This window comes from Ammonifex thiophilus (assembly GCF_003368535.1).
In the GTDB taxonomy this organism is placed as follows: Bacteria; Bacillota; Desulfotomaculia; order Desulfotomaculales; family Ammonificaceae; genus Ammonifex; species Ammonifex thiophilus.
Window position 1 is genome coordinate 368,451 of the sequence record NZ_QSLN01000001.1, and the last position, 25,108, is coordinate 393,558.

At 59.8% G+C, this 25,108-nt stretch carries 25 protein-coding genes; 19 read left to right on the forward strand and 6 right to left on the reverse strand.

The window, feature by feature from the left end; all coding sequences use genetic code 11:
• Window positions 1-24 precede the first annotated feature (24 nt).
• From modA to DXX99_RS02080, 8 genes are read left to right on the forward strand one after another with little or no spacing between them, the layout of a single operon-like run.
• On the forward strand, window positions 25-783 hold the full coding sequence (gene modA / locus DXX99_RS02045; RefSeq protein ID WP_115791838.1) for a molybdate ABC transporter substrate-binding protein: 759 nt from the start codon (window positions 25-27) through the stop codon (window positions 781-783).
• Window positions 773-1,546, forward strand: coding sequence for an ABC transporter permease (locus DXX99_RS02050; protein WP_240610772.1), 774 nt, complete (start codon window positions 773-775; stop codon window positions 1,544-1,546). Before modA ends, DXX99_RS02050 begins: the two co-directional genes overlap by 11 nt.
• On the forward strand, window positions 1,539-2,213 hold the full coding sequence (locus tag DXX99_RS11825) for an ABC transporter ATP-binding protein (protein WP_115791839.1): 675 nt from the start codon (window positions 1,539-1,541) through the stop codon (window positions 2,211-2,213). The genes DXX99_RS02050 and DXX99_RS11825 overlap by 8 nt, the downstream gene beginning before the upstream one ends.
• Window positions 2,128-3,219: a FecCD family ABC transporter permease gene (locus DXX99_RS02060; RefSeq protein ID WP_240610773.1), complete on the forward strand. Its 1,092-nt coding sequence runs from the start codon at window positions 2,128-2,130 to the stop codon at window positions 3,217-3,219. The genes DXX99_RS11825 and DXX99_RS02060 overlap by 86 nt, the downstream gene beginning before the upstream one ends.
• Window positions 3,216-3,989, forward strand: a complete 774-nt coding sequence (locus DXX99_RS02065; RefSeq protein WP_115791840.1) for an ABC transporter ATP-binding protein — start codon at window positions 3,216-3,218, stop codon at window positions 3,987-3,989. The genes DXX99_RS02060 and DXX99_RS02065 overlap by 4 nt, the downstream gene beginning before the upstream one ends.
• 21 nt (window positions 3,990-4,010) lie before the next feature.
• Window positions 4,011-5,057, forward strand: coding sequence for an ABC transporter substrate-binding protein (locus DXX99_RS02070; RefSeq protein WP_115791841.1), 1,047 nt, complete (start codon window positions 4,011-4,013; stop codon window positions 5,055-5,057).
• Window positions 5,054-6,049, forward strand: coding sequence for a radical SAM protein (locus DXX99_RS02075; protein ID WP_115791842.1), 996 nt, complete (start codon window positions 5,054-5,056; stop codon window positions 6,047-6,049). The genes DXX99_RS02070 and DXX99_RS02075 overlap by 4 nt, the downstream gene beginning before the upstream one ends.
• On the forward strand, window positions 6,046-7,191 hold the full coding sequence (locus tag DXX99_RS02080) for a hypothetical protein (protein ID WP_115791843.1): 1,146 nt from the start codon (window positions 6,046-6,048) through the stop codon (window positions 7,189-7,191). The genes DXX99_RS02075 and DXX99_RS02080 overlap by 4 nt, the downstream gene beginning before the upstream one ends.
• 6 nt (window positions 7,192-7,197) lie before the next feature.
• Here the strand turns inward: DXX99_RS02080 and DXX99_RS02085 are convergent, their stop codons facing one another.
• From DXX99_RS02085 to DXX99_RS02095, 6 genes are all read right to left on the reverse strand, one after another.
• Complete coding sequence (locus DXX99_RS02085) at window positions 7,198-7,635, reverse strand: type II toxin-antitoxin system VapC family toxin (protein WP_165847654.1); 438 nt, start codon at window positions 7,633-7,635, stop codon at window positions 7,198-7,200.
• 1 nt (window position 7,636) lies between these two features.
• Window positions 7,637-7,894 (reverse strand): hypothetical protein, encoded by a 258-nt coding sequence (locus DXX99_RS11310; protein ID WP_134642929.1) that lies wholly within the window; start codon window positions 7,892-7,894, stop codon window positions 7,637-7,639.
• A gap of 196 nt (window positions 7,895-8,090) precedes the next feature.
• The gene (locus tag DXX99_RS11315) at window positions 8,091-8,474 is read right to left on the reverse strand and encodes a hypothetical protein (RefSeq protein WP_134642930.1); all 384 of its coding nucleotides are present in this window, start codon (window positions 8,472-8,474) and stop codon (window positions 8,091-8,093) included.
• Between the two features lie 38 nt (window positions 8,475-8,512).
• On the reverse strand, window positions 8,513-9,238 hold the full coding sequence (locus DXX99_RS02090; RefSeq protein ID WP_115791845.1) for a hypothetical protein: 726 nt from the start codon (window positions 9,236-9,238) through the stop codon (window positions 8,513-8,515).
• A gap of 326 nt (window positions 9,239-9,564) precedes the next feature.
• On the reverse strand, window positions 9,565-10,314 hold the full coding sequence (locus DXX99_RS11320; RefSeq protein WP_134642931.1) for a hypothetical protein: 750 nt from the start codon (window positions 10,312-10,314) through the stop codon (window positions 9,565-9,567).
• 17 nt (window positions 10,315-10,331) lie between these two features.
• Window positions 10,332-10,667 carry a hypothetical protein gene (locus tag DXX99_RS02095; protein WP_115791846.1) on the reverse strand — a complete coding sequence of 112 codons (336 nt, stop codon included), beginning with the start codon at window positions 10,665-10,667 and terminating at the stop codon, window positions 10,332-10,334.
• Between the two features lie 247 nt (window positions 10,668-10,914).
• On the opposite strand from DXX99_RS02095, the gene DXX99_RS02100 reads away from it, so the two are divergent.
• The 11 genes from DXX99_RS02100 to acsC all read left to right on the forward strand — a co-directional run bounded on the left by DXX99_RS02100 (window position 10,915) and on the right by acsC (window position 25,096).
• Window positions 10,915-11,403 carry a UPF0236 family transposase-like protein gene (locus DXX99_RS02100; RefSeq protein ID WP_115791847.1) on the forward strand — a complete coding sequence of 163 codons (489 nt, stop codon included), beginning with the start codon at window positions 10,915-10,917 and terminating at the stop codon, window positions 11,401-11,403.
• Between the two features lie 394 nt (window positions 11,404-11,797).
• A complete protein-coding gene (locus tag DXX99_RS02105) occupies window positions 11,798-12,118 on the forward strand; it encodes a phasin family protein (protein ID WP_115791848.1) in 321 nt (106 codons plus the stop codon).
• A 71-nt stretch (window positions 12,119-12,189) separates the two neighbouring features.
• The gene (locus DXX99_RS02110; RefSeq protein ID WP_115791849.1) at window positions 12,190-13,302 is read left to right on the forward strand and encodes an alkaline phosphatase family protein; all 1,113 of its coding nucleotides are present in this window, start codon (window positions 12,190-12,192) and stop codon (window positions 13,300-13,302) included.
• Between the two features lie 172 nt (window positions 13,303-13,474).
• On the forward strand, window positions 13,475-14,233 hold the full coding sequence (locus DXX99_RS02115) for an ATP-binding protein (protein WP_115791850.1): 759 nt from the start codon (window positions 13,475-13,477) through the stop codon (window positions 14,231-14,233).
• Complete coding sequence (locus DXX99_RS02120; protein WP_115791851.1) at window positions 14,230-14,706, forward strand: NADH-quinone oxidoreductase subunit NuoE family protein; 477 nt, start codon at window positions 14,230-14,232, stop codon at window positions 14,704-14,706. Before DXX99_RS02115 ends, DXX99_RS02120 begins: the two co-directional genes overlap by 4 nt.
• 19 nt (window positions 14,707-14,725) lie before the next feature.
• Window positions 14,726-16,579, forward strand: a complete 1,854-nt coding sequence (locus DXX99_RS02125; protein ID WP_240610781.1) for an NADH-quinone oxidoreductase subunit NuoF — start codon at window positions 14,726-14,728, stop codon at window positions 16,577-16,579.
• Window positions 16,552-17,073 carry a 4Fe-4S binding protein gene (locus DXX99_RS02130; RefSeq protein ID WP_134642932.1) on the forward strand — a complete coding sequence of 174 codons (522 nt, stop codon included), beginning with the start codon at window positions 16,552-16,554 and terminating at the stop codon, window positions 17,071-17,073. The genes DXX99_RS02125 and DXX99_RS02130 overlap by 28 nt, the downstream gene beginning before the upstream one ends.
• A gap of 36 nt (window positions 17,074-17,109) precedes the next feature.
• Window positions 17,110-19,581: a molybdopterin-dependent oxidoreductase gene (locus DXX99_RS02135; protein ID WP_240610782.1), complete on the forward strand. Its 2,472-nt coding sequence runs from the start codon at window positions 17,110-17,112 to the stop codon at window positions 19,579-19,581.
• 21 nt (window positions 19,582-19,602) lie between these two features.
• Entirely contained in the window at window positions 19,603-21,531 is a 1,929-nt protein-coding gene (gene cooS / locus DXX99_RS02140) for an anaerobic carbon-monoxide dehydrogenase catalytic subunit (protein WP_115791855.1), read from the forward strand.
• Window positions 21,524-23,731 carry an acetyl-CoA decarbonylase/synthase complex subunit alpha/beta gene (acsB, locus tag DXX99_RS02145; protein WP_115791856.1) on the forward strand — a complete coding sequence of 736 codons (2,208 nt, stop codon included), beginning with the start codon at window positions 21,524-21,526 and terminating at the stop codon, window positions 23,729-23,731. The genes cooS and acsB overlap by 8 nt, the downstream gene beginning before the upstream one ends.
• A 24-nt stretch (window positions 23,732-23,755) precedes the next feature.
• Window positions 23,756-25,096 carry an acetyl-CoA decarbonylase/synthase complex subunit gamma gene (gene acsC, locus DXX99_RS02150; protein WP_115791857.1) on the forward strand — a complete coding sequence of 447 codons (1,341 nt, stop codon included), beginning with the start codon at window positions 23,756-23,758 and terminating at the stop codon, window positions 25,094-25,096.
• The last annotated feature ends 12 nt before the right edge of the window (window positions 25,097-25,108 follow it).

Below are 25,108 nucleotides of genomic sequence, written 5' to 3' on the forward strand. Positions count from 1 at the left end.
GCCTAAGGGGGAGGTTAAAGAAGTATGCGAAGATTACTGGCTCTCTTGCTGCTAGGTGGAATAATTATGACTTTGCTGGCGGGTTGTAAGCAGCAGCCCCAGGCCCAACCCAAGGAGCTCCGGATCTTCGCCGCCGCCGGGCTAAAAAAGCCCATGGATGAGGTCATTGCCCGCTTCGAGCAGGAAAAGGGAGTGAAGGTGATACCCAACTACGGCCCTTCCGGCGGCCTCTGGGCGCAGATCAAAGAAGGGCAGCCCTGCGATCTCTTTTACAGCGCCGACTGGATGTACATCGAGATGGCGCAGAAAGAAGGGAAAATTGCCGAGGCCAAAAAGTTCCTGCAGGACGAGCTGGCCCTGGTGGTGGCCCCCTCAGCCAAGGATAAGGTTAAAAGCGTGGCCGATCTGGCCAAGCCTGGGGTCACCGTGGCCGTATGCGACCCCCGAGCTCCGGTGGGGGATTACTCAGAAAAGGCCTTAAAGAAGCTGGGCCTCTGGGACAAGATCCAGTCTAACCTCAAGGCCCGTCCCCCTACCGTCAACCAGGCGGCCATCATGGTGAAGGAAGACCAGATCGACGCCACCTTGATTTTTCAGAGCGTGGCCCAGGCTTACGGCCTAAAACCGGTGGAGCTCATCGGGCCCCAGTACACCGGGGAGATCATCTTCGGCGTCGGTGTGATTAAAGGTGGGCACGAGGCCCTGGCCCGGGAGTTTATGAACTACGCCTTCCAGCACGTCGACATCTTCACCAAGTACGGGTGGAAGCCCTATGCGCCGTAACTTGGTGGAGGCGGTGTTCGTCCCCCTCTTTCTTTTGTTGGTAGTTTTTCCCGTAGTGGCTCTGCTTTTCCACCTCAACCCGGAAGGCATTAGGCGCACCTTGGCCGACTCCTTTTTCTGGATGAGTGTTAAGAACACCATCCTGGCCGCTCTGGCCGCCGCAGCCCTTAGCCTTTTTTTGGCCGTGGGCTTCGGGTATTATCACCTGTTCAAGCAACACTCTTACTTTTACCGTCTGGCCAACCTGATGAACGATCTGCCCATCGCTTTACCCCACACGGTGGCCGGCCTGGCCTTGCTTCTGGCCTTCGGCCGCAAGACCATGGGTTTTCTGGGCAGCACCGGGCTGGCCTTCACCTTGACGGCGGTCGTTCTGGCCATGTTCTTCGTCTCCTACCCCCTGGCAGCCAGAGCTCTGGCTGCGGCGGTGGACCGGATGGAAAAGGAACTCATTGAGGTGGCCCGGACCCTGGGGGATACGCCGGTGGAGGCCTATTTCAAAGTGGCCCTGCCTACCATGGGGGAGGCCCTTTTCGCCGGTTTTATTCTGGCTTTTTCCCGCTCCATCAGTGAGTTCGCCGCTGTCATCATGTTCGGCGGCAACCTGCCCGCCCGCACTCAGGTCCTAGCCTCTTATGTTTTCACCAAAGTAGAGGAGGGGGAGCTGGGTATGGCGGTCACGGCCAGCGCTTTCTGTATCCTGCTCTCGTTGGTGGTGGTCTCCCTTCTCTGGCTGGGAAAGGTGGGGAAACAGCGTGCTTGAGATCAAAAACCTGGTTAAAGCTTTCAACGGGCGCCCGGTGCTCAAAGGGGTTTCCTTGCAAGTGGGGCCAGAGATCAAGGTGGTGGTGGGGCTCAACGGTAGCGGTAAATCGACTTTGCTGAAGGTGGTGGCCGGGATTCTGCCCGCCGACGGGGGACAGGTTTTCCTGGATGGTAAAGAGATCACCTCCCTCCCGCCGGAAGAGAGAGGAATGGGCTATGTACCTCAGCGCCCGGCCCTTTTCCCCCACCTCAGCGTGCGGCAAAACCTTCTTTATGGCTTGCGCGGGAAGCGGGAAGACGCGGCTTGGGTGCGGCAGGTGGTGGATCTTATGGGTCTGGGGGAGTATCTTGACCGCCGGCCGGCTCAGCTCAGCGGAGGCTATCAGAGCCGCGTGGCTCTGGCCCGCGCCCTCATTCCCCGCCCCCGGGCCATGCTGCTGGACGAGCCCTTGAGCAGCTTGGACGTGGCCATCAGGCAGAAGCTTTGGGAAGAGTTTCACCGCGTTTTGCGTTTGCTGGAAGTACCCGTGCTATATGTCACCCACGACCGTGAAGAGGCGGAAAGGGTGGGGGAGAGCTTTGCGCTCCTGGTTGGCGGTGTGGTCCAGGAAGTGGACTCGGCCCGGCAGGCTTTCGCCGCTCTCCAAAGCGGCGTTTCTGCGTAGGCTGGCGGCGGGCGGTCCCCTGGTGGGGCTGGCGGTCCTGCTGGTGGGGGTCTTTTTCCTTTCCTTTTTTCTTGGCCCTTATCCGGTTCCGCCCTTGCTGCTCCTGAAAGTTCTGCTGGCGCAAGTGTGGTCTTTGCCCCATACCTGGTCGCCCACCGTGGAGATCGTGGTGCTGCTGGTGCGCCTTCCCCGGATAGTGGCTGCGGTGCTGGCCGGGGCGGCTCTCTCGGTGGCTGGAGCCGCTTACCAGGGGATGTTCCGCAATCCCCTGGTTTCTCCCGATATCCTGGGCGTTTCGGCGGGGGCGTGCTTCGGGGCTGCCCTCGCTATCTATCTTTCCTGGGGTTTCTTGGCCATCGAGGTCTCCTCCTTTTCCTGGGGGCTGCTGGCAGTGCTTTTGGCCTGCCTGGCAGCTTCCCGCGTGCGCCACGATCCGGTGTTGGCCCTGGTGCTCTCCGGTATCTTGGTGGGCACCCTCTTTTCTTCCGCTCTGGCGCTAATTAAGTATCTGGCCGATCCCTATGACCAGCTCCCGGCCATCACTTTTTGGCTCATGGGGGGCCTGGGAAGGGTGACCTTGCCGCAGCTGAAATGGATGATTGCTCCGGTGCTGCTGGGCGTCCTCCCTCTTTTCCTTCTGCGCTGGCGGCTGAACGTGCTTTCTCTGGGGGAGGAAGAGGCGCGAGCTCTGGGCCTGAACACCGCCGGGTTGCGGCTGCTGGTGGTGTTTTGCTCCACCCTGGCTACCGCGGCCACCGTGGCGGTAAGCGGGATGATCGGCTGGGTGGGGCTGGTGATTCCGCATTTGGCCCGCATCCTGGTGGGACCCGATTACCGGCGCTTGCTCCCGGCCTCGCTCCTTCTGGGGAGCAGTTACCTCCTTCTGGTGGACGATTTGGCCCGCAGCCTCAGCGTCGCGGAAATCCCCTTGAGCATCCTTACTTCTCTGGTGGGAGCTCCCTTCTTTTTCTGGTTGCTGCTGCACACGCGGAGGGGATGGGCGTGAAGCTGGAAGTGAAGGAGCTCGCCTGCGGCTATGGGGGTCGGGTGCAGGGGGTGAGTTTCGCTCTGGAAGCCGGGGAAATAATCTGTCTCCCGGGGCCCAACGGCTCGGGCAAGACCACATTGCTGAAGACGGTGCTGGGCCTTCTGCCCCCGCTCGGAGGGGAGGTGAGGCTAAACGGGAAGAGACTGAATTACCGGGCGCGCCGCTTCCTAGCCCAGACCATGGGCTACGTGCCTCAGAATCACATCCCTCCCTTCCCCTTCCGGGTGCTGGAGGTGGTGCTTATGGGGCGCACTCCTCACCTCAGCGCTCTGGCTTCCCCCCGGGACGAGGACTTAGCTTTGGCCCGCCGCCTGCTGCGAGACCTGGGCATAGCCCATCTGGAGGAGCGCCCCTACACCGAGGTCAGCGGGGGGGAGCGGCAGCTGGTTCTTATCGCTCGCGCCCTGGCCCAATGCCCTCGCATCCTGCTGCTGGACGAGCCCACCGCTTCGCTAGATTTCGGCAACCAGTTCATGGTGTTGCAGAATCTGCGGCGTCTGGCCGCTTCCGGTCTGGCCGTCCTTATGACCACGCACTTTCCCGACCACGCCCTGCTTTATGGTCACCGGGTGCTCCTGTTGCGGGGGGGCGAGGTGGTCGGATATGGCCCGCCGGGGGAGGTGATAACCGAGGAGAGTCTGGCTCGGCTCTACCGGGTAAAAGCTCGCATCGTGCGGGTGCAACTGGACGGGGCGGGGGAGGCCCGAATCTGCATTCCCCTAATGTGAAATTTCTCTGGAGGTGGAGTTATGAAGGGTAAGAAAATCGGGGCGGTGCTGACCCTTATAGCGTTGCTGGGGGTGCTGGTAGGAGGCTGCTGGGGCCGGGGAACACCTGCCGGCCCAGGTGCCCCGGCCGCCGTTGTGGCCAGCGACGGCCTGGGCCGCCAAGTGGAGGTAAGCGGTCCGGTGAACCGGGTGGTTTCTTTCTACCCCATCGCCACCCATTTCCTCTTTGTTTTAGGAGTGCAAAATCGTCTGGTCTCCAGCGATGGAGTGGGGAGTAAGGAGCCCTTTTTCCTTCAGCTGGCTCCCGAACTCGAGAAGTTGCCCCGGGTGGGAGGGGAGAAAGGAGCGGTCAACATCGAAAGTCTCCTGGCTCTGAAGCCGGATCTGGTGCTGGTAAAGGGGCGTGACGCTAAGATGGTGAACGAATTAAGTTCCCGGGGGTTGAGAGTTTTCGCCGTAGTAGCGGAAACCCCCGAACAAGTTATGAGCACTATGGAAAACCTGGGGCGCCTTTTTGGGCAAGAACAGCGGGCGCAGAGGTTTGTGTCCTTCTACCGGGATGTTATGAACCAGATTGAGGCTAAAACCAAGAGCTTACCCGATGCCGATCGCCCCACGGTTTACTTCGCCGGCACCGACATTCTCAAAGCGGCGGCGGGTGATATGTACCAGAGCGAGCTTATCGCCATGGCTGGCGGGAGAAATGTAGCTGCCGGGCTGCGCGGCGGGTGGGTGTCGGTTTCGGCGGAGCAGTTGATACAGTGGAACCCGGACTTCATTTTGGTGCCGCGCTACGGTTGGGTGGGGAAGGTCACTCCTCAGGAGATTTGCGCCGATCCCCGCTTTCAAACCTTGAAAGCGGTTAAAAACCACAAAGTTATGTGGTTCCCCTCGAATCTCACTCCCTGGGATTGGCCCGCCCCTCAGAATGTTCTGGGTCTTATCTGGCTGGCCAAAACCCTGCACCCCGAGCTCTTTCCCGATCTAGACCCGCTTCAGGAAGCTAATCGGTTCTATCAGGAGTTTTACGGCCGCTCTTTCACCGATCTAGGGGGAAAGCTGGATTGACGGCCCGGGAATGCCCTTACTGTGAACGCCGCTGCCTTCTCGGCCCGGAAGGGGGGTTTTGCGGCCGCTACGCCGCCACTCCCGCCGGAGTGGTGGAGCTCTATCCTCACCGCTACGCCGCGGCTTGGGTGAGCACCATCGAATCGCTGCCGGTGTTCCATTTTCACCCCGGGGCGCGGGTGCTGGTTCTCGGAGGGGTAGGCTGTAATCTCGACTGCGCCTATTGCCTGAATTTTTACGCCGCCCGGGCTAACCCCGCCACCTCCCTCCCTCATCACCTTTCCCCGGAGCGGGTGGTGGCTCTGGCGCGGCAGAGCGGCTGCCGTGCGGTGGTCTGGGCTTTGAACGAACCCCTGGTCTCCTTGCCTTCCCTGCTGGAGACGGCGGCAAAAGCCCGGGCCGCTGGTCTTTGGGTGGGGGCTTTGACCAACGGCTACGGCACCGAAATGGCCACGCGGGCGCTGGGGGAAGCATTGGATTTCGTCAACGCAAGCCTTAAGTTGCTGGACGAGACCCTTGCTCGCCGCTGGCTGGGGGTTACCTCGGCGCGGGTGGTGCGGCGCAACTTGGAACTTTTATCCGGCCTTACCCATCTGGAGGTGACCACCCCGGTGGCGGAAGAGATAAACCACGCCGAACTGGAAGCGATGGCTTCCTTCCTGCGTTCCCTGGCTCCCCACCTACCCTGGCACCTCCTGCGCTTGCAGCCTGAGCACCGCCTGGCCGACTGGCCTCGTCCCCGGGTGGATCGCTTGCAGCGCCGGCTGAAAGAGCTGCGGAAAATCCTGCCTTTTACCTACCTGGGCAATTTCCCCGGCTCTCGCTGGGTAAGCACCCTTTGCCCCTGCTGTGGGACCGAGCTCATTGTTCGGGTAAGTTTAGGGGGGTGCGGGGCCAGGCTGCAGGAATTGCGCCTCCGGGGAAACTCCTGCCCCCGCTGCGGCTGTCCGGTACCTGTTATCATGGCCCCTGGGGAGGAGGGCGGAAAGTGAGGGCGCTCATCGACGTGGGTGACTGGCAGGAGTTGCTAACGCTGGAGGAAGGGCGTGCGCTGGAGGGGGAGGAAGCGCCGGAGCTGGTCCGGGATCTAGCCGCCCGGTACCCCTATCCCGGGGACCTCGACCCCGCTTCCGCCACTTGGGTCACCGAGATGGCCCTGGCGCTGGAGCGGGATTACGCCCCGGAATTGCTGGTAGCGATCTACGCCTCTCCTTATTGGGCTGCTTTCCACCCGGAGGGGAAGAGCGCCTGGGAGGAGCGGGTGGCGAGAACCCGCCGGGAAGTGGAGCGTTTGCTGTCCGCCACTTCTCTAGAACCGGTCCTGGTGGGGCTGGGCGGGATGCTTCCTTGCCGGGGGGAGGTGGAGCTCTTATCGTCACTGGAGGGGCTGGCGGTAGCGGCTGGTCCGCTGGCGCGCCAAGCCGGTCTTTTTCTTCCCACCTCTGAAGACCTGAAGCTTTTGCGGCGCGCGGTGGGGATAGAGAGGGTGGTGGCGCGGGAGGAGTTCCAGAACGAATTTGGCGGCCACCCCGCTTTTTATCAGCGCTTCCCCGACTACCTGATCCTGTCCCGGGAGGGTTTCTGTCTGCGGGCGCTGGGAAGCAGCCCTCGCCCGGCTTACCTGGTGCCGGAGGGCCCCGCCCTTATCCCCTTGACTGGCCCTGCCGGGCTGAGGGAAAAAGTGAATTCACTGGTGGACTTGGCCCCGACCCTGCTGGAGCTCCTGCGGCGGGGCCAGCGGATACTGCTGGTTTTGCTGGAGGGAATGGGGACGGACGCCTTCCCCTGGCCCTTTCGCCCGGTGGCCAACACTTGCGGCTGGTACCGCTACATAGCCGCCGACTTCCCTCAGTACCTGGCCCTCTTCACCGGGCAGCACTTCACCGCGTGGACTTATCCTCCTGGCCTGGCTTACTACCGCGAAGACCGGCCGGGAAAACCCTACCCTTTTTCCGGGCTTTTCAGCGAGCTCCCTGCGGCGGCGCTGGGCAGGGTTTACCCGGGCCGGACGGCGGCGGTAGGAGGGCGCAGCGTTCACACTCACGTCTTCGCCGGTTGCCGCTTATGCGTGGAGTGTTTCGTGCGGGGTCTTTACCACCAGGGCGTCATGGTCACTTGGCGCGACCCGCTTTAATCCCCTTCATGGCTTACCTTTTCCGAATTCCCCTATCCACCTCACCCGGGGCACGAGTTCCTGCACAGCGGCATAAAAACGCCCGTCACCCGTAAAAAGTACCGCGTCCAGCTGCTCGGCCAGGGCCAGATACGCTGCATCGTAGGCACTTATCCTGTAGCGGAACGCGCAACGGTATACGTCCGCGGGTTCCGGATCGGCCAAACGTACGCCCAGCGCCAGAAGGTGACGCAGTGCCTCCTCGCCAACATCCACAAAGATACGCCCCCGACACACCGCGACCAGAAGCCCGTTTGCAATCTCGTACACCCACAGGGAGGGCGCAAACATCTCGAAGGAGTGCTCGAACACCGCCGCGTCCCGCAGGGCAATAGCTTCCTCCACATGTTCTTCATCGTCGAATACCCACTTGAGACTCACGCTAGCATCTACGACCACGCGCACCTCATCTGCGCCGCCCTTCCTCGATGAGAAGACGCACGGGCACTCCAATAGGCCCGACGCGCTCGCGTATGGCATCCAGAGCTCGGGCCGCCTCTTGGGGGCTCTCCGCGGTAGGAAGTAAACCGTCCTCCGCCAGCTGGCGTCTTAGCGCCATAAGGGCGTAGGCGCTCACAGATACGCCCCTACGTGCGGCTGCGATCTTCACCTTCTCCCGCAGCGCCGGGTCATCCAAGTAAATGTTTAACCTCGCCGTTCTCATGTTACTTCCCCCCTCGCTAACAACTCTATTGTAGCACTTTAGTGCTTTAGTGCCAATCTACATCGTGAAGCTCCTGTGCTCTTTCGCACCGGCATGCTTTAAAAAAAAACAGGGCGTCTTGCTTCGCGAACTGAGAGCCTGCGATTCGAAGGCCTTAGGCTTGCAGTTTTGCGTCCTGCAGACATCATATCAAAACCTACCTGCTTGCAATGCGGCCTAGATATAAAGCGAGCAGCCATACTGGGGGAAAAGAGAAAATGAGAAAAAGAAAACCAATAGTTTTAAAATATTTCCTAGCAGCACTATCCAAAGCTTCCCGTTGCCTATAGACTAAGAAGTCAATACCTACGCAGAGAGAAACAACAGCATTTTGAGTAAGCAGCAGAACTAGTCCTACACGCCAGGATTCAGGCTGGGGTAACATAACAGTTAACAAAGCAAGAAATAGTCCTTGACCTATTACAAGGGGCGAAAGAGCCACTATCATTTTTGTGTGGCGAAAAACAAAAAGAAATAATCCTACACCCACAAAGAAGAATCCAGTTAAGACTTGAATCGTGACTTCCACGCTACTTACCATAAAAATCCCTTCCTTGTTTGCGCATTATTTTGCTCCCTCTACTCGGCGGGATGAGATGCTTCTTTCCCTTCTCCAGCCTCCGCCCTGCCTAGTTCCTCTTTTATGATTCTGAAGAAGATCCTGGAACCATAGAGGAAATATGCCAACCCTCCCGCTCCAAAGCAAAAAGCTTCGCAAGCACACGATATGGGGTCGGTTTTACTAAAAAAAGGTGTAGGACCGAAAACCATAACTCCAAGGACGAGCACCATACCCGTGGCCAAAATACCCGTTAGTACCAACTTCGGTACTGTTCGAGTAAACCGTGCGGAATAATCGTAGTATGCATATACAGTAGCACAAAAAAAGACTATACACATCGTAACTGGAGGAAAAGCAAGAAGCAGAAAATAAGCGACAACTTTAACAGGCAAGCCCCCTAATATACCTGATATTAACATAAAAGGAAAGCAAAACAGTAAGGCGCGGATAAAAAGTGGGAACAAACGAACATGCCGATACAGATCAAACACTGTTTCGGGGTTGATCTTGGGTTTGCTGATAAGCTCCTTCTTATCCAAGAAAACAGCAAAGGCCCCAACGCAGGCAATAAAAAGCCCCATCAGCTTAAACCAAGCCCCGGCCTCCTTGGGTAGATCAATTACCGAGCTGAGATCCCGGCGCAGGTCGCCGTGCGAAACGAGCTCCCCCAGGGCAACTCCCAGCAGCGCAGAGGCAACCAACACCCCGGCGTAAATGAGAGGGAGAGCAGAGCCCTTCTTCACTACCTCCAGCCCCCTAAGTTCATGATCTTAACCGGCAGGGTTCACCCCGTATTTCTCCCATCCCTGGTAAAAGCCCGTCCCAAAGCGGCAAAGGAGTAAGCCCCAGTATACCAGCTACCAGCCCGCCAGCCCCAGCTGCTAGAGGTGCATCGATGAGACCAGCAGCGCCCGCCGCGTATGCAGCTTCTCCCATCGATTCAGCTTATGGAGCCAGAGTGGTAGAGCTAGAAAACTCTACTTCTCTCACTCACAATCAATCTCCTTCCTCTGCAACCCGAAGCTTTCCCGCAGAACTCCCCTCGACCTCGGGAAGCAGGCGCCCACCTCTACTCGGCGGGAGGCGCTTCTTTTTGTTTTTCTGTTTCTTGCTGCTCCAGCACTTCTCCTTTTGAGGAGGATGGAGAATTCAGCACTGCCCGAAAAGCAGTAGTAGCCCTGTAAAAGAAACATGCCGAGAGAACAAGTCCAAAGATGGTATCGTCTCGCATCACCGAAGTTGGGTCAGTACTCGGAACGGGACCGGAAAAAACGTGAGATACAATAGCGAACAGAAATATAACGAATAGCACTAGTAGTCCCAGGCGGAAAAAGGAGCTCATTGAATCTCCTGCAAGATGAGGGTAAAACCTAGATAACCTTATCTCGAAAGCAGTGAGAGAAGAAAATGGAATGGCTACCATGAAAAAGAAAAATATCACCACCGACATATCTATCCCGCCAAGAAACCCGGACAAAAAGATGGTGGGTAATGCTAAGCCAAGCGTCCACACGATGCACCTGGAGAGGCCTATGTGGGAAAATAAGTCTAGAACCGTTTTAAGGGAATCTCCAAAACTGGGAGGTAATTCGCGGCCACTCAATCTATCGGCAATCAAAGCGTATAACCCTATAAAAATATACATCAATTTCTGCCATCGGAAGGCGACGATTCTTAAAAAATCATACCAATAGGGAGACTGATAGACAGCGCTGGTCCACCACGGCAGCACAACCAGCCCTATTAACAAACCAGCAGCAACAGAAGCAAGAAAGGTAATTCCAATATAAAAAATAGAAGGAACAGGACCTTTCTTCATATAATCACCTCACATGGTTAGTCTATTTCATTTTGGTAGAAGCCTACCCAATCTGACTGGGACCAGTTGGGTTCTTGTAGGTCTGGCTTCGACAAGAGCTCATACGGGTTTACCTCGTACCACTCGTAAGCCTCACAGAATGTTCTAGCACCGCTGTAAAGTGTGTGCGCAGCACAAGCAAATGCCACCGCACCCCCTGCCCTACCAACATTACGAGGCACGAGCCCTTCTTCGCTGGCTTCGTATAACGAAGCTCCATGACTGGCGCCAACATCTTCAAGTGGAGAGTACCAATCGCTGTACATCGCCTTAAAAGCCTCCGAAGCCACGTATTCGATCCTAGCCCAGCTCACTTAAAATTCTACCTCCTTCTGGAACTGGAATGATAGAGCTGAAAAAGACCCTGCCCCTCCCACTTACAATCCCCTTCCTCTGTAATCCGAAGCTTTTCCGACACAGCTCCTTGCCGGTAGGAAGGTCTGTGGGTACTCGAAGGAGTGAGGGCGTACAATTTCAGTAGGTGACGGAGGAGACTCATGAAGGAGGAGACCTCGCCCCTCGCGGACAATTTTCATGGACTGAAAGGAGGAGCGAGGTCTCATGCACAATCAACCTATTTCAGACATTCAACCTCTTGCGGACATAATCCTTCTTCTGGGGGAGAAAGTTAGCAAACTAATTACCGAATGTCGCGACTTCTACAAGCTCGAAGAAGAAGTGTACAAGCTCTCTCAAGGAGCTTGCGTGAAGATCTTCGCCTGGGCCCTCGAGGAAATAGACACCTGGCTCGTGAACGCCCGGGACAAGCGCACCTGGAAAGTGATAGGCTTCCGGGAAAGAACCGTAGTTAGCAGCTTTGGGGAATTCAAAGTAAAAAGGCGGCTTTACCGGAACAAGCAAACGGGGGAAGCCGGGTTTCTTCTTGACCAGGCCTTGGGCTGGTCAGAGAGATCCCGGTGCACACCGCGCTTGAAAGAGATGGCGGTGAAGCTGGGAGCGGACATGCCCTTCAGGCGAGCGGCAGAAATTCCAGGCTATCTTGTCCCAGGGATAAGCCCCATGGCGGTGTGGCAGGCCGTGCAGGGGTAGGAGAAGCGCTCAGGCAGGAGGGAGAGTCCAGAAGAGAAGCCGTTTTTGAGAAGGGAAAGACACCCAGTTGAGCCGGCGGCTTATGGAAGATAGAGGAAGCAGGGAGCTGGCCCGAGACGCGAGTTTGCCGGCATTGAGGGGGGCAGTCTAGAGGAGCTCCATGGGTGAAGCACGTGTTGCGGGAACTAAGCCGGCCTAGCCTCAGTAGTTTGATCCCTTAATGGCATAGGTACCGGGACTATACTGGGCGGCGAGGTCTCCATGAAGGGAAGTTTTCTCCCGAACCACCTACCAACTCTTGACGCGCACCAAAGGAGTGTGCGAGTTGCGATCAGACGTCGGTTAGAGTAGACTTTTGTTAAAAGGTAGGCCTTACCCGGAAAGGGGAGAGAGAATGGCGGGAGTTTTGCAAGAGGTCGTATGGGTAGGGATGGGAGCTTTCTCCCTGGCCAAAGAAAAACTGGAGAAGCTGGCTCAAGAGCTTAAGGAGAAGGGGAAGGCTTCTTCCCAGGAAGCGCGCTCGCTCTGGCAGGAGCTCAAAAAGCGGGGTGCTAGGGAGCACGCCAGCCTATGTCAGGCCACCAAGGAGAGGTTGGAGAGGTGGCGCTACCAGTGGGGTTGGGTTTCCCGGCGCGAGTGGGAGGATCTTCTCCGGAGGATAGAGCGCCTGGAGGCCATCTTGCTAGAGAGTCAGAGCAAGACCGAAGCCAACTAACCTAAGTTCTAAAAGCGCCCTCCTGCTCCGTAAACTAGCTCTTAGGAAGAGTTCGGGGGAGGGCGCTTTTTATGCCCTGGCGCTGGCTTAAACTCGCGCTTTGCCTCTTTTTGCTTTGGGCTTTACCCGCCTGGGCCGAAGAGGGAAAACCGCTTCACTCCGAGCGCTTTCTGGTGCTGGTGGTCGACGGCCTCGACCGTCAAGCAGTCAACTCCTCGCTTACCCCTAACATAAGTGGGGTGGGAGCAGCGGGGGCGAGGGCCGAGAAGGTAAGCGGTGTTTTCCCCGATACTTCCGCTGCGGCGCTGGCCACTCTGCTCACCGGAGCTCAGCCTGAGCGCCATCGTTGCTTTTCCTTCCAAGACCTGCCCGCCGTTCCCGGCATCTTCCGCTCTCTTGCTTCTAGGCAGACGGGAGTCTTTCTTTTCCTGGCCGGTAAGGAGGAATGGAGACTGCCTCCAGAGGAGAAAGTCAAGCTGGTGCGTGCTCCCGACGATACTTCTTTGACCAATAAGGTGCTGGCCTGCCTTCGGGAGGAGCAGCCTTACCTCTTGGTGGTGGTCTGGCGGGGGCCGGCGCTGGTGCGGGCCGCCGGAGGGAGCCAGAAGGACTATCTGCGAGCCGTCAAGGAGGCCGATACCCAGGTGGGCCGGATCCTCCAGTTCTGCTACAGTCAACAGATATTCGACCGAACCTTCTTTTGCCTCACCGGCACTACCGGGGATCCTTACCTGGCTTTTAAGGCCCCGGAGGTAAAGGCGGGAGTGACCCTGCCTCCGGTAAGCCTTGCCGATGTAGCCCCTACCCTGGCCTACTTCCTGGGAGTGAAGCTTCCTTCGGCAGAAGGGCACGTGCTTTGGAACGCTTTACAGCCCGGCCCCGAACGGAGCGAAACTTACCTTCTGGAGGTGCGGGTGAAGGAGCTGAGCGAAGCCCTTTACGGTGCCCGTAGCTTCCTTTGCTCTTTTCTGCGGGAAAAGGAGCTTTTGGAGCGTGAGAAAGAGAGGGTTTACAGCGAGAAAGAGGAGATCCAGAAAATTATCGCTCAAAAAGATGCCCGTATTGCTGGTCTTGAACGCAGGCTTTATGCCTGGAAGCTGGCGTTAGGAATATTCTTCTTGCTTTCCCTCCTGGGCTACTGGTGGGAATACCGTTTTCTCCGCCGCCGCTATCTTATGTTCTGAATTTTTCCCCCGAAAGGTTCTCCCTTCCGTTTTTTCTTTTCCCCGTGCCGGTGAAAGATTTTTTCCTGCGTTTAGGCGAGCAAATCTGCCCGCTCAAGCCCGAAGCCTTTGTTCCCCCTTTATGGGCGTGCTAAAAATACGGCTAAAGCTCTAAGGCTAGCAGGGGAGAGAGTTGGGGCAGGGGATCAAGCTGGCCATATCGGGCAAGGGAGGGGTGGGCAAGACTACCCTGGCGGCGGCACTCATAAGATCTTACGCCGCCACCCACCGGCGCGTTTATGCCGTGGACGCAGATCCGGACGCTTCCTTGGCCCTGGCTTTAGGGCTTAGCGAGGAAGAGACCAGCCGCATTGTTCCTGTAGTGGAGCTAAAGGAGAAGATAAGAGAGGTCATGGGAGGGGAGGGAAGTTTTTTCTCCCTGAATCCCCCGGTGGCCACCATGTTGGAAGAGTTCTGCTTCCGGGCGGGCAACATCTTTTTCCTGCGCTTAGGGGAACTCAAGAAGGGGGGCACGAGCTGTTACTGCCGGGAAAACGCTTTCCTTCACGCCATCATCACTGCGCTCCTGCTGGAGCAAGATGAGGTAGTGGTGATGGATATGCCGGCCGGGGTAGAACACCTTTCTCGCGGTACGGCGCGGGGAGTGGATGTCCTGCTCATCGTGACCGAGCCCAACCGGCGCAGCCTGCACACCGCCTTCCTGGTGGATAGGCTGGCGGCCGATCTGGCGATAAAGCGGGTGGCAGTGGTGGGAAGTAAGGTGCGGACGCTGGAGGAGGCGGAAGCGATAAACCGGGCCTTTCCAGGCAAGGTGATAGCCCTGCTTCCCTTCGATGAGGCTTTGTGGTCTGGGGATGGGGTTCCTGGTCCCGCCTTTCAGGAGGCGGTGGAGAAGATTAAAGAAGCTTTGGCAGAGGAGCGGGTAGGATGAGCGAAGCGGTAACGGTCACGCGGGAAATAGTGGCCAAGTACAAGGGCAGGGAGGGGGTACTCACTCACATCTTGCAAGACATTCAGGGGCGGTTCGGCTATCTCCCTCCCGAGGCCATGGAAGTGGTAGCGGAGGAGATGGGGGTGTCGCTGGCCGAGCTTTACGGCATGGCCTCCTTTTACGCCCGCTTTTACTTCGCCCCCCGCGGCAAGACGGTTATCAAGGTGTGCCGGGGCACGGCCTGCCACGTGCGGGGCTCGGAGCGGGTCTTGGCCAAGTTTTCGGAAGAGCTGGGACTCAAGGAGGGGGAAACCTCGCCCGACCTCAGTTTTACTTTGGAGGCGGTCAACTGCGTGGGGTGCTGCGCTCTGGCTCCGGTGGTGATGATCAACGAAAAGGTCTTTACCGCCAGCGATCCCGGGAAGTTGCTCGCCGCCTTGAGGCAGGGGGAAAACCGTGACCAGGATCACTAGCCGGCATATGCTGGAAAGAATGGTGCGGGAGCTGGCGGAGAAGAGAGCCCGGGCGGGGCTGGTGGTCAAGGTCTGCCAGGGCACGGGCTGCCTGGCCGCCGGGGCGGAAGAGACCTTCCGCGCCTTTCAGGAGGAGATAGCCCGCCAAGGGGTAAAAGCGCAAATCGTACCTACCGGGTGCCAGGGTTTCTGCCAGGGGGCTCCGGTCATCACCGTGGAGCCGCGCGGCTGGTTCCTGCACCGGGTCACGGCGGCGGATGTCCCCAAGGTCGTAGACGTGGTGCTCAAGCGGGGTGGGGAGCTGGTGCAGCACTTCTACCGCGACCCTCAGACAGGGGAAATTTGCCGGCGCCCGGAGGACATGTCTTTCTTCCGGCACCAGCTGAAGATCGCTCTGAGGAACCTGGGGAAGATCAACCCCCTGGACATAGAGGACTACCTGGCGGTGGGGGGGTACACGGCCCTGGCCAAGGTGCTTACCGAGATGACCCCGGAAGAGGTGATCGAGGAGGTAAAGAAGTCGGGGCTGAGAGGCCGCGGTGGGGCCGGCTTCCCCACGGGGGTAAAATGGGAGGGGGCCCGCCGGGCTCCTGGAGCGCGCAAGTTCGTGATCTGCAACGGAGACGAAGGGGACCCGGGGGCCTTCATGGACGCCAGCCTGATGGAGGGCGATCCCCACTCGATCATCGAGGGGATGATCATCTGCGCCTACGCCATCGGCGACTGCCGGGAGGGCTACATCTACGTCCGGGAAGAGTACCCCCTGGCGGTAAAACGCCTGGGAATAGCTCTGGAGCAGGCCCGAGCTTGGGGACTTTTAGGAGAAAACATCCTGGGCACAGGCTTCTCCTTCGACATCCAGCTCAAGAAAGGAGCGGGGGCCTTCGTCTGCGGCGAGTCCACCACCTTGATGATGTCGATCGAGGGGAAGCGCCCTTCTCCGCGCGTCACCCCTCCCCGTTCGGTGGAAAAGGGTCTGTGGGGGATGCCCACCTGCCTCAACAACGTAGAAACCTTTGCCAACATACCTATCATCATCCTTAAAGGGGGAGAATGGTACGCCCAGTACGGCACCGAGACCTCTAAGGGCACCAAGGCCTTCTGCATCACCGGCAAGGTGAGGAACACCGGGCTTATCGAGGTGCCTATGGGGATGACCTTACGGGAGATCGTGCAAAAGCTGGGCGGGGGGATGCTGGGGGAGGCACGGCTCAAGGCGGTACAGACGGGAGGCCCTTCGGGTGGCTGCATCCCCGAAGAATACCTCGACACGCCGGTGGACTACGAGTCTTTGACCCGGCTCGGCTCCATGATGGGCTCGGGGGGCATGGTGGTGGTAGACGAGGGAACCTGCATGGTGGAGTTTGCCCGCTTCTTCCTCAACTTCACCCAGCAGGAGTCGTGCGGGAAGTGCCCTCCCTGCCGGATAGGCACTTATGAGATGCTGCAGATTCTCAACCGCATAGTGGCCGGTGAGGGGCGGGAAGGGGACATAGAGCTCTTGGAGGAGTTGGGGAGAAAGATCAAGGAAACTTCATTGTGCGGCCTGGGACAGAGTGCCCCCAACCCCGTTCTCTCCACCATTAAGTACTTCCGGGAAGAGTACGAGGCACACATCAGGGAGAAGCGCTGCCCGGCGCGGACCTGCACCAAAGTGGGGAAGTACGTCATCGGCGAAGACTGTGTGCAGTGCGGCTGGTGCCGGGACACCTGCCCACACGGAGCCATTCTAGAGAGACGCGACGGGTTTTACATCGAGCCCGACCTTTGTAAGCGCTGCGGTGCCTGCCTGGGAGTTTGCCCTGTAGGAGCTATTTACTTAGAGGCGGCGGGAGGGGAAAAGCCGTGGCCGAAGCCCAGCTCTGTGCGGTGAAGCGGGCCTACCTGGAGTACGAGGAATTTGCCAACTCCAAACTTTGCGGGCGCTGCCTTCCCTGCTTGGTGGCGGCGCCACTGGTGTTCGACCTCCTGAACCGTCTGCAGAAGGGGAGGGCGAATAAGAGGGAGCTGGAGGAGCTGCGGTTTTTGGCCCAAGGGGTGGTACTCACCGCCCGGTGCAAGTTCGGGCAAGAGGCGCTGGAGAAACTAGGCAAGAGCCTGGAGGAGGCAGCGCTGGAGTTCGAGGCGCACTGCGAAGGCAACTGCCCGCAACACGCTTGTCCTGAGCTCATCCGCTACCGTATCGACCCCGAGCGTTGCACGCAGTGCGACCTCTGCCGGGCCTTATGCCCCACAGGGGCCATTATAGGGGATCCTTATGTGCCTTACAGCACGGATAACCACCCTTACTTTATCTTGGCGGCCAAGTGTAACGGTTGCGGGGTGTGCGTTTCGGCCTGTCCGGAAAACGCCATCGAACTGGTGTGACACTCGTCCAGAAAGGGGAGAAGACTCTTGGCCGGGATGGTTACCCTCACGATTGACGGTAGGGAGGTCACGGTTCCGGAAGGGACCACCATCCTGCACGCGGCGGAAGCTCTGGGGATAGAAATCCCCCATCTCTGCTACTGCCCGGGCCTGGAGGGTACGGGTGCCTGCCGCCTCTGCGTGGTCGAAGTGGAGAAAGTGCGGGGGCTGGTGGTGGCCTGCATGCGCCGGGTGGCGGAGGGTATGGTGGTGCACACCAACACCCCGAGGGTGCGCGAGGCGCGCAAGTTTGTCTTAGAGCTTCTGCTCTCGCGCCACCCGGGGCTGTGCCTCAGTTGTGACAAGAGCGGGGACTGTAAGTTGCAGCAGTACGCTTACGAACTGGGCATCAAGCGCCCTTTTTTCGAGGTGCGCGATCCCGGCTACGAGGTCAAAGACGACCTCTTCATTGTTCGCGACTATAACCTTTGCATCCTCTGTGGGCGCTGTATCCGTGTCTGCCGTACTCAGGGGGCGGACATTCTCGACTTCATGAAGCGGGGCATCGAGACCCGCGTGGGGACGCCGCTTGACCGTCCTTTGCTTGAGTCCGGCTGCGACTTCTGCGGGAGCTGTGTTTCGGTCTGCCCCACGGGGGCGCTGATGGAGAAGGCGCGCCTAGGTAAAGGGCGAGAGTGGGAGCTGGAGAAGGTTCCCAGCCGGTGTTCTTACTGCGGCGCTGCTTGCGAACTCAACTATCACCTTCGCAGGGGGGAGATCGTCAAGGTGAGCTCCCCTCGGCCGGTGGCTTACCTCTGCGCGCGGGGGCGCTTCGGCTACGGGTACCTCCAGAGCGGCGAGCGTCTCACCACGCCCCTTGTTCGCCGGGGCGGGGAGCTGGTACCTGTCGATTGGGACGAGGCGCTGTCTCTGGTGGCGGAGAATCTTCACCAGGCCCGCGAGCGTTACGGTGCCGAAGGGGTGGGGGGAATCTTAAGCCCGCTGGTCAGTTGTGAGACGGCTTACGCCTTTCAGAAGTTTTTCCGGGCCGGACTCAGAACCAACAACGTGGACTGTGGCTTGCGGGTGGGGGCGGGACTGGAGCTTTTGCGGCACGCGGATGCGGTGACCGGGGGCCCGGAGGGCTACGCCAGTTGGAAAGACGTGTTGGAGGCCAATGTCATTCTGCTGGTGGGAGACGTCTGCCAGCGGGTCCCGGCCACCTGGGGATATCTCAAGCGAGCGGTGGGAAGAGGGGCCAAGCTTATCTACCTGGGGTTTTACAAAGACCGACCTGCTCGCTTGGCCCATGTATGGCTGCAGGCCCTGCCCGGGGAGGAGCCCTTGGTGCTGGCTCGCCTAGCCTGGCTCATTCTCCAGAAACCTACCTACCGCACGCTGGCTGAGCGGGTGCCTTACTTTGCCTCTTTTGCGGAGGAGGTGGAGCGACTAGCCCGCGTAGAGGTGAGCGTGCCGGAGGAGAACCTGGCCCGGGCGGCCGAGCTATGGTCTGAGGAAGCACGGGGTGTATTGCTGCTTCCCGTGGACGGGGTATCGCCGGCCACGGGCAAGGCTGCGCTCAACCTACTCCTGCTCACCGGGCGGCGGGAAAAGGCCCTCTTTCCCACCTCCGCCTTCGTCAACGCTCAGGGGGTCTGGCGCCTGGGAGGGGTGGCGGAGTTCTTCCCGGGTTTAAGACCAGTTTCCGAGGCAGCAAGCGAATTTGCCGCTTTCTGGGGGAGGGTGCCTAACGGGACCCCGGGGCTGAGCTTAACCGCCATGTTAAGGCCGGGAAGCCCGGTGAAAGCGCTTTACCTCCTGGGAGAAGATCCGCTCGGCTCTTACCCCGGCAGCGGGAGCATTGCCGCCAAGCTTGGAGAACTTGATTTTCTCGTGGTGCAGGATCTTACCCTGACCAAGACGGCCGAGAAGGCCCACGTGGTGCTCCCTCTAGCCTCCCTGCCGGAGACGGGGGGTACAATCATCGCCACCCACGGGGAGAAGCACCACCTTTCCTCCGCCCTTTCTCCCCGGATTTTGATGCCCTGGCAGGTTTTCGCCTTGTTAGCGGCGAAAATGAACCTTGAACTGAACTTGTCGGCGCAAGAACTCCTGCTTAACGAGATTAAGGCAGTAACTCCTGAGTTTGGGCTGGTGCCGGCCGAAAGGAAGCTAGGCTTCTGGGAGCTGGGGGAGGTAGGGCCCGGCAGGGGAGATAGCCAGCTGAAGCTTACCGCCTTGGCCTTTTACCCGTCTTTTTACCGGCAGGACTGGCTGAAGCTGAGCGGCCTAGAGGTTCTCCTCCCCTACGAAGGTAACTTCGTTGCCCTTTCCCCAGAGGAGGAGCTAGAAGAGGGAGCGGTGGTGGAGGTCTCCACGCCATACGGTGCCTTCACTACCCGGGTTCACTTGGACAAGGCACTTCCCCGGGGAGTGGCCGCGGTGCCGGCCTTCTCCCCCGCGGCCGCTGCCCTCTTTCCTTTAGAGGCACCCTGGGGGTCGGTGCCGGCCAGCATAGCGCGGGCCTAAAGCTTGGAGGAGGCGAAGAAATTGAAAGCAGAAGCTTTTACCAGCTGTAAGGCTACTCAGGCGATGATCGAAAAGACCTCCCGTGAAGGGGTCACCACGGTTTTCCACCGGGTGCGAGAAAAGAAGACCTGTCCCTTCGGTAGTGGGGGAACCTGCTGCCGCCTCTGCTACATGGGGCCCTGCCGCGTAAAGGACGATGGGCAGGACGCCGGGGTATGCGGAGCCACGGCGGAGACCATCGCGGCCCGCAACTTTTGCCGGATGGTCGCGGCGGGGGCGGCGGCGCACTCCGACCACGCGCGGGAGGTGGCTTTGGTTCTCCTGGCCGCAGCGCGAGGGGAGGCACCCGGTTTTGAGATAAAGGATGAGGAGAAGCTCTGGGCGGTGGCCCAGGATCTGGGAATCGATCCCGTCGGCAAGAGCAAGAACCAACTGGCCGAGGAGGTGGCCCTGAAGGCCTTGACGGAGTTCGGGCAGCAGGAAGGGGAGCTGAGCTTTGTTCGCCGCGCTCCGCAGAAGAGGCAGGAGGTGTGGCGGAGGCTCGGCATAATTCCCCGGGGGATCGACCGGGAGATCGTGGAGATGCTCCACCGCACCCACATGGGGGTGGACCAAGAATATGTGCACCTGATGCTGCACGGCATGCGCACGGCCCTGGCGGACGGATGGGGCGGCTCCATGATTGCCACCGAGCTACAGGACATCCTCTTCGGCACGCCGGTGCCCATAAGGGCTAAAGTCAACTTAGGGGTGCTCAAGCCCGATCACGTGAACATAATCGTGCACGGGCACGAGCCCCTTTTACCCGAACTCATTCTCCTGGCCGTCAGGGACGAGGAATTGCTGGCCCAGGCCCGGGCGGTAGGGGCTAAGGGGATAAACGTGGCGGGCATCTGCTGCACGGCCAACGAGATCCTCATGCGCAAGGGGGTGCCGGTGGCGGGAAGCGTCCTTCAGCAGGAGTTGGCCATCGCCACCGGGGCGGTGGAGGCCATGGTGGTCGATGTACAGTGTATCATGCAGGGGTTGGGGCAGGTAGCCCGCTGTTACCACACGGAGCTCTTCACCACCTCTTCCCGAGCTAGGCTTCCCGGGGTAACCCACCTGGAGTTTGACCACCACCGGGGGCTGGAGGTGGCCAAGGAGATAGTGCGGCGGGCCATAGCGCGCTTTCCCCAGCGCCGCAAGGTGGAGATTCCCGTCGAGGAGATGGACCTCATCGCCGGCTTCAGCCACGAGACCATCAAGTACATCCTGGGTGGGCGCTTCCGGGCTTCTTACCGGCCACTTAACGACAACATTATCAACGGCCGCATACGGGGGGTGGCGGCGGTGGTGGGCTGTTCCAACCCCCGGGTGCGTTTCGGTGACTTACACACTACTTTGGTGCGCGAGCTCATCGCCAACGACGTGCTGGTGCTGGTGACGGGCTGCGCGGCCATCAACTGTGCCAAAGAGGGCTTACTCGTGCCGGAGGCGGCCGAGATGGCCGGCTCGGGGCTGCGGGAGGTCTGCGAAGCGGTAGGCATGCCGCCGGTGCTCCACTGCGGCTCCTGCGTGGACAACAGCCGGCTCTTGATAGCTGCTACCGAAATCGTCAAGGAAGGGGGGTTGGGAGAAGACATATCGGAAGTACCGCTCTGCGGGTGTGCCCCGGAGTGGATGAGCGAAAAGGCTATCGCCATAGGGCAGTATTTCGTGGCCAGTGGGGTCACGGTCGGTTTCGGCGTGGCCTTTCCCACAACGGGAAGCGCGAAGCTTTCCGAGTTCGTTTTCGGCGGCATGAAGGATTACGTGAATGCTCACTGGTTCTACGAGCCCGATCCGGTGGCCATGGCACGCACCATCATCGCCCATATCGACGCCAAGCGCAAGGCGCTGGGCATCGACGTGGCCAAAGAGCGGGTACTCTACGACATGGATATGAGGAGGAAGCTCGAAGTTGTCTAGGATAATTGCTGCGGCGGCTATAAGAGGAGCGCACAGGATAGTATCCCGGGCGGAGGAGGCCCTGAAGGAGGCCCTGGCGAAGTACGGGCCGGATCATCCCGTCGCCTTTCCCAATACCGGCTATTACCTCCCGGTCATCTACGGCATCACCGGCATCGCCGTGGAAAAGATCGGGGACATGATCCCGGTGCTGGAGCAGGCTAAGGCCCTCTTGCCGCCGGAGCCCGAACCCAGGCTGTGGCTTCCTTACCTCGGTCCGGCTTTAGATGCGGGCATGGCTACCCTCTTCGCCGACGAAATAATCGAGGCACTTAAATACCTGGAAGATCCTCCCCCCTACACCATGACCTCCGCGCCGGTCAACGGCAACATCTGGCTGGGAGCGGCCGACGATGCCATCCTGCGCAAAAGGGGCATTGAGTTCGTAGACGGCACGGCGCCGGGATTTGCGGCCATCATAGGGGCAGCTCCCACCAACGAGATTGCGGTCAGGATCGCCCGGGAACTGCAGGAAAAGAGCCTTTACGTTTTCATGTCTGCCTCTACTGACGGCAAGAGCATGGCCGAGCAACTGGCCGAAGAAGGGGTGGAGCTCGGATGGGATACCAGGCTGGTCCCCTTCGGCAAGGACATCACGGCCACGGTCTTCTCTTTAGGCTTCGCCACCCGTGTGGCTTTATCCTTCGGCAATGTCAAGCCGGGGGACTTCCGGCGGGTGCTACTTTATAACAAAAACCGGGTCTTCGCCTTTGTCATCGCCCTGGGGCACGTCGACGACGAGAAGTACGCCCAGGCGGCGGGGGCCATCAACTTTGGCTTCCCCACCATCGCCGACACCGATATCCCCCAGATACTCCCCTACGGGGTCTGTACCTACGAGCACGTGGTTTCCAACGTGCCCCACGACAAGATCGTGAGCCGGGCCATCGAGGTGCGGGGACTCAAGATAACCGTCACCAAGGTACCGGTGCCGGTGGCCTACGGCCCCGCCTTCGAAGGGGAGAGCGTGCGCAAGGGAGACATGCACGTGGAGTTCGGCGGCCAGCGCACTCCCGCTTTCGAGCTGGTGCGCACGCGCGAAGCCCACGAGGTGGAGGACGGGAAGATCGAGGTCATAGGCCCGGACGTGGACTCGGTGCCGGAGGGCGGAAGGCTGCCCTTGGGCATCGTGGTGGACGTCTACGGGCGCAAGATGCAGGAGGACTTCGAGCCGGTGATCGAGCGGCGCTTCCACTATTTCATCAACTACGCCCAGGGCGTGTGGCACATGGGCCAGCGGGACATCATCTGGGTGCGCATATCCAAGGCGGCCTTCAAAGCCGGTTTCCGGGTGCGGCACTTCGGTGATATACTGTACGCCAAAATCAAGTCGGAGTTCGCCAACGTCATCGACCGCGTCCAGGTGACCATCTACACCGACGAAGAAAAGGTACTGGCCCTGCGCGAGGAGGCGCGCCAGGCCTACGCCCGGCGCGACGCCAGGCTCAAAGAGCTCAGCGACGAGGCGGTGGACACCTTCTACTCCTGCACCCTGTGCCAGACCTTCGCCCCCACTCACGTCTGCATCGTTCTGCCGGAGCGGGTGGGGCTGTGCGGGGCGGTGAGCTGGCTCGACGCCAAAGCCGCTTACGAGATTAACCCCCATGGCTGCAACCAGCCGGTACCCAAGAAGGGGGTCATAGACGAGTGGAAAGGGCAGTGGGAGTCCTGCAATCAGTTCATCTACGAGCACTCACGGGGGACCATCGAGCGGGTGAACTTCTACACCATCATGGAGTACCCCTTGACTTCTTGCGGATGTTTTGAAGCCATCATGGTCATCTTGCCCGAGTGCAACGGCTTCATGATCGTCAACCGGGAGTATCCCGGCATGACCCCCTGCGGCATGACCTTCTCCACCCTGGCCGGCAGCGTGGGCGGCGGGGTGCAGACGCCGGGCTTCATGGGCATAGGCAAGGCTTACTTGGCCTCCAAGAAATTCGTGCGTGCTGACGGGGGCCTGGCACGGGTGGTATGGATGCCGAAAGAGTTTAAAGAGCAAATGCGGCCGGTGCTGGAGGAGAGGGCTGAGGAGGAGGGCCTGGGGAGGGATTTCGTGGACAAAATCGCCGACGAAACCGTGGGGGTTACGGCAGAGGAGATTCTTCCCTTCTTGGAAGAAAAGGGTCATCCGGCCCTAACCATGGATCCCCTCTTTTAAATTTAAGGAGGAGAAGGAAGAGCAATGGGGCTTACCGGTCTGGAAATTTACAAGCTTTTACCCAAAAAGAACTGCAAGGAGTGCGGCCAGCCCACCTGCCTGGCTTTCGCCATGCAGTTGGCCGCGGGCAAGGCCTCGATAGAGGCCTGCCCCTATGTGAGCGAGGAGGCCAAGGCAGCGCTGGGTGCGGCTTCTGCTCCCCCCATAGCGCTGGTGAAGATCGGCGTGGGCGACCGAGCTTTAGCCATAGGAGACGAGACCGTGCTCTTCCGCCACGACAAGCGCTTCGAGCACCCGCCCGGCTTGGCCATCCTGATCCCGGACGACGAGGGCGAGGAAAGACTTAGAGAGCGGCTGGAAGCTTTCCAGCGCCTCTGCTTCGACCGGGTGGGGCAGATCCACTGCGCCGACATGGTAGCGCTCGAGTGCCGCTCCGGCGACCCGGCCACCTTTGCGGCCGCCGTTAAGGCCGTACTGGCGGCCACCGACTGGCCGCTGGTACTCATAAGCGAAAATCCTGAAGTCCAGCGGGCGGCTTTAGAGGTGGCCAAGGAGCGCCGGCCTTTGATCTATGCCGCTACCCGAGACAACTGGGAGAAGTTCGCCGCCCTGGCCAAAGAGTTCGATGTGCCCCTGGCGGTGAGGGGGGAGAACCTGGCTAGCCTGGTCGAACTGGTCAACCAGGTTACCGGTGCCGGGGTATCGGCGCTGGTGCTGGATTCGGGGGCCCGCCGGCCCAACCAGGTGCTGGCTGACCAGACGCAAATTAGGAGGCAGGCGCTCAAGCGCTTCCGCCCCTTTGGCTTCCCCACCATCACCTTCGCCACCGATCCGGACCCGGCCACCCGGGTCATGGAGGCGGCTCTTTACATCGCCAAGTACGCCGGCATTGTGGTCTTCGCCTCCGACGACCCGGCCGAGGTTCTGCCGCTGGTAACCCTGCGGCTCAACATCTACACCGACCCGCAGAAGCCCATCGCGGTGGAGCCCAAGGTTTACGAGATAGGCGCGGTCACACCCCACTCCCCCGTCTTCGTCACTACCAACTTCTCCCTCACCTACTTCTGCGTGGCGTCGGACGTGGAAGCTTCCCGCGTGCCTTCTTACATCCTGACGGTGGACACCGACGGCACCTCGGTTCTCACCGCCTGGGCGGCCGGGAAGTTCACCCCGGAGAAGATAGCTCAGGCGTTAAGAGAGAGCGGTATCGCCGAGAAGGTGGTCCACCGCAAGGTCATCATACCGGGCGGGGTGGCGGTGCTCAGCGGCAAGCTCCAGGAGCTCTCCGGTTGGGAGGTGCTGGTAGGACCGCGCGAGTCTTCGGGCATTCCCGCCTTCCTCAAACAGTACTGGCAGAGTAACTGAGGAGGCTTGTGA

Coding starts and splice junctions, on each gene's coding strand:
- DXX99_RS02135 (WP_240610782.1), top strand. CDS start 17,110: ATGGTTACCCTCACGATTGACGGTAGGGAGGTCACGGTTCCGGAAGGG.
- DXX99_RS02070 (WP_115791841.1), top strand. CDS start 4,011: ATGAAGGGTAAGAAAATCGGGGCGGTGCTGACCCTTATAGCGTTGCTG.
- DXX99_RS02110 (WP_115791849.1), top strand. CDS start 12,190: ATGCCCTGGCGCTGGCTTAAACTCGCGCTTTGCCTCTTTTTGCTTTGG.
- DXX99_RS11310 (WP_134642929.1), bottom strand. CDS start 7,894: ATGAGAACGGCGAGGTTAAACATTTACTTGGATGACCCGGCGCTGCGG.
- acsC (WP_115791857.1), top strand. CDS start 23,756: ATGGGGCTTACCGGTCTGGAAATTTACAAGCTTTTACCCAAAAAGAAC.
- DXX99_RS11320 (WP_134642931.1), bottom strand. CDS start 10,314: ATGAAGAAAGGTCCTGTTCCTTCTATTTTTTATATTGGAATTACCTTT.
- DXX99_RS11315 (WP_134642930.1), bottom strand. CDS start 8,474: ATGGTAAGTAGCGTGGAAGTCACGATTCAAGTCTTAACTGGATTCTTC.
- DXX99_RS02105 (WP_115791848.1), top strand. CDS start 11,798: ATGGCGGGAGTTTTGCAAGAGGTCGTATGGGTAGGGATGGGAGCTTTC.
- DXX99_RS02120 (WP_115791851.1), top strand. CDS start 14,230: ATGAGCGAAGCGGTAACGGTCACGCGGGAAATAGTGGCCAAGTACAAG.
- DXX99_RS02125 (WP_240610781.1), top strand. CDS start 14,726: ATGGTGCGGGAGCTGGCGGAGAAGAGAGCCCGGGCGGGGCTGGTGGTC.
- DXX99_RS02050 (WP_240610772.1), top strand. CDS start 773: ATGCGCCGTAACTTGGTGGAGGCGGTGTTCGTCCCCCTCTTTCTTTTG.
- modA (WP_115791838.1), top strand. CDS start 25: ATGCGAAGATTACTGGCTCTCTTGCTGCTAGGTGGAATAATTATGACT.
- DXX99_RS02100 (WP_115791847.1), top strand. CDS start 10,915: ATGCACAATCAACCTATTTCAGACATTCAACCTCTTGCGGACATAATC.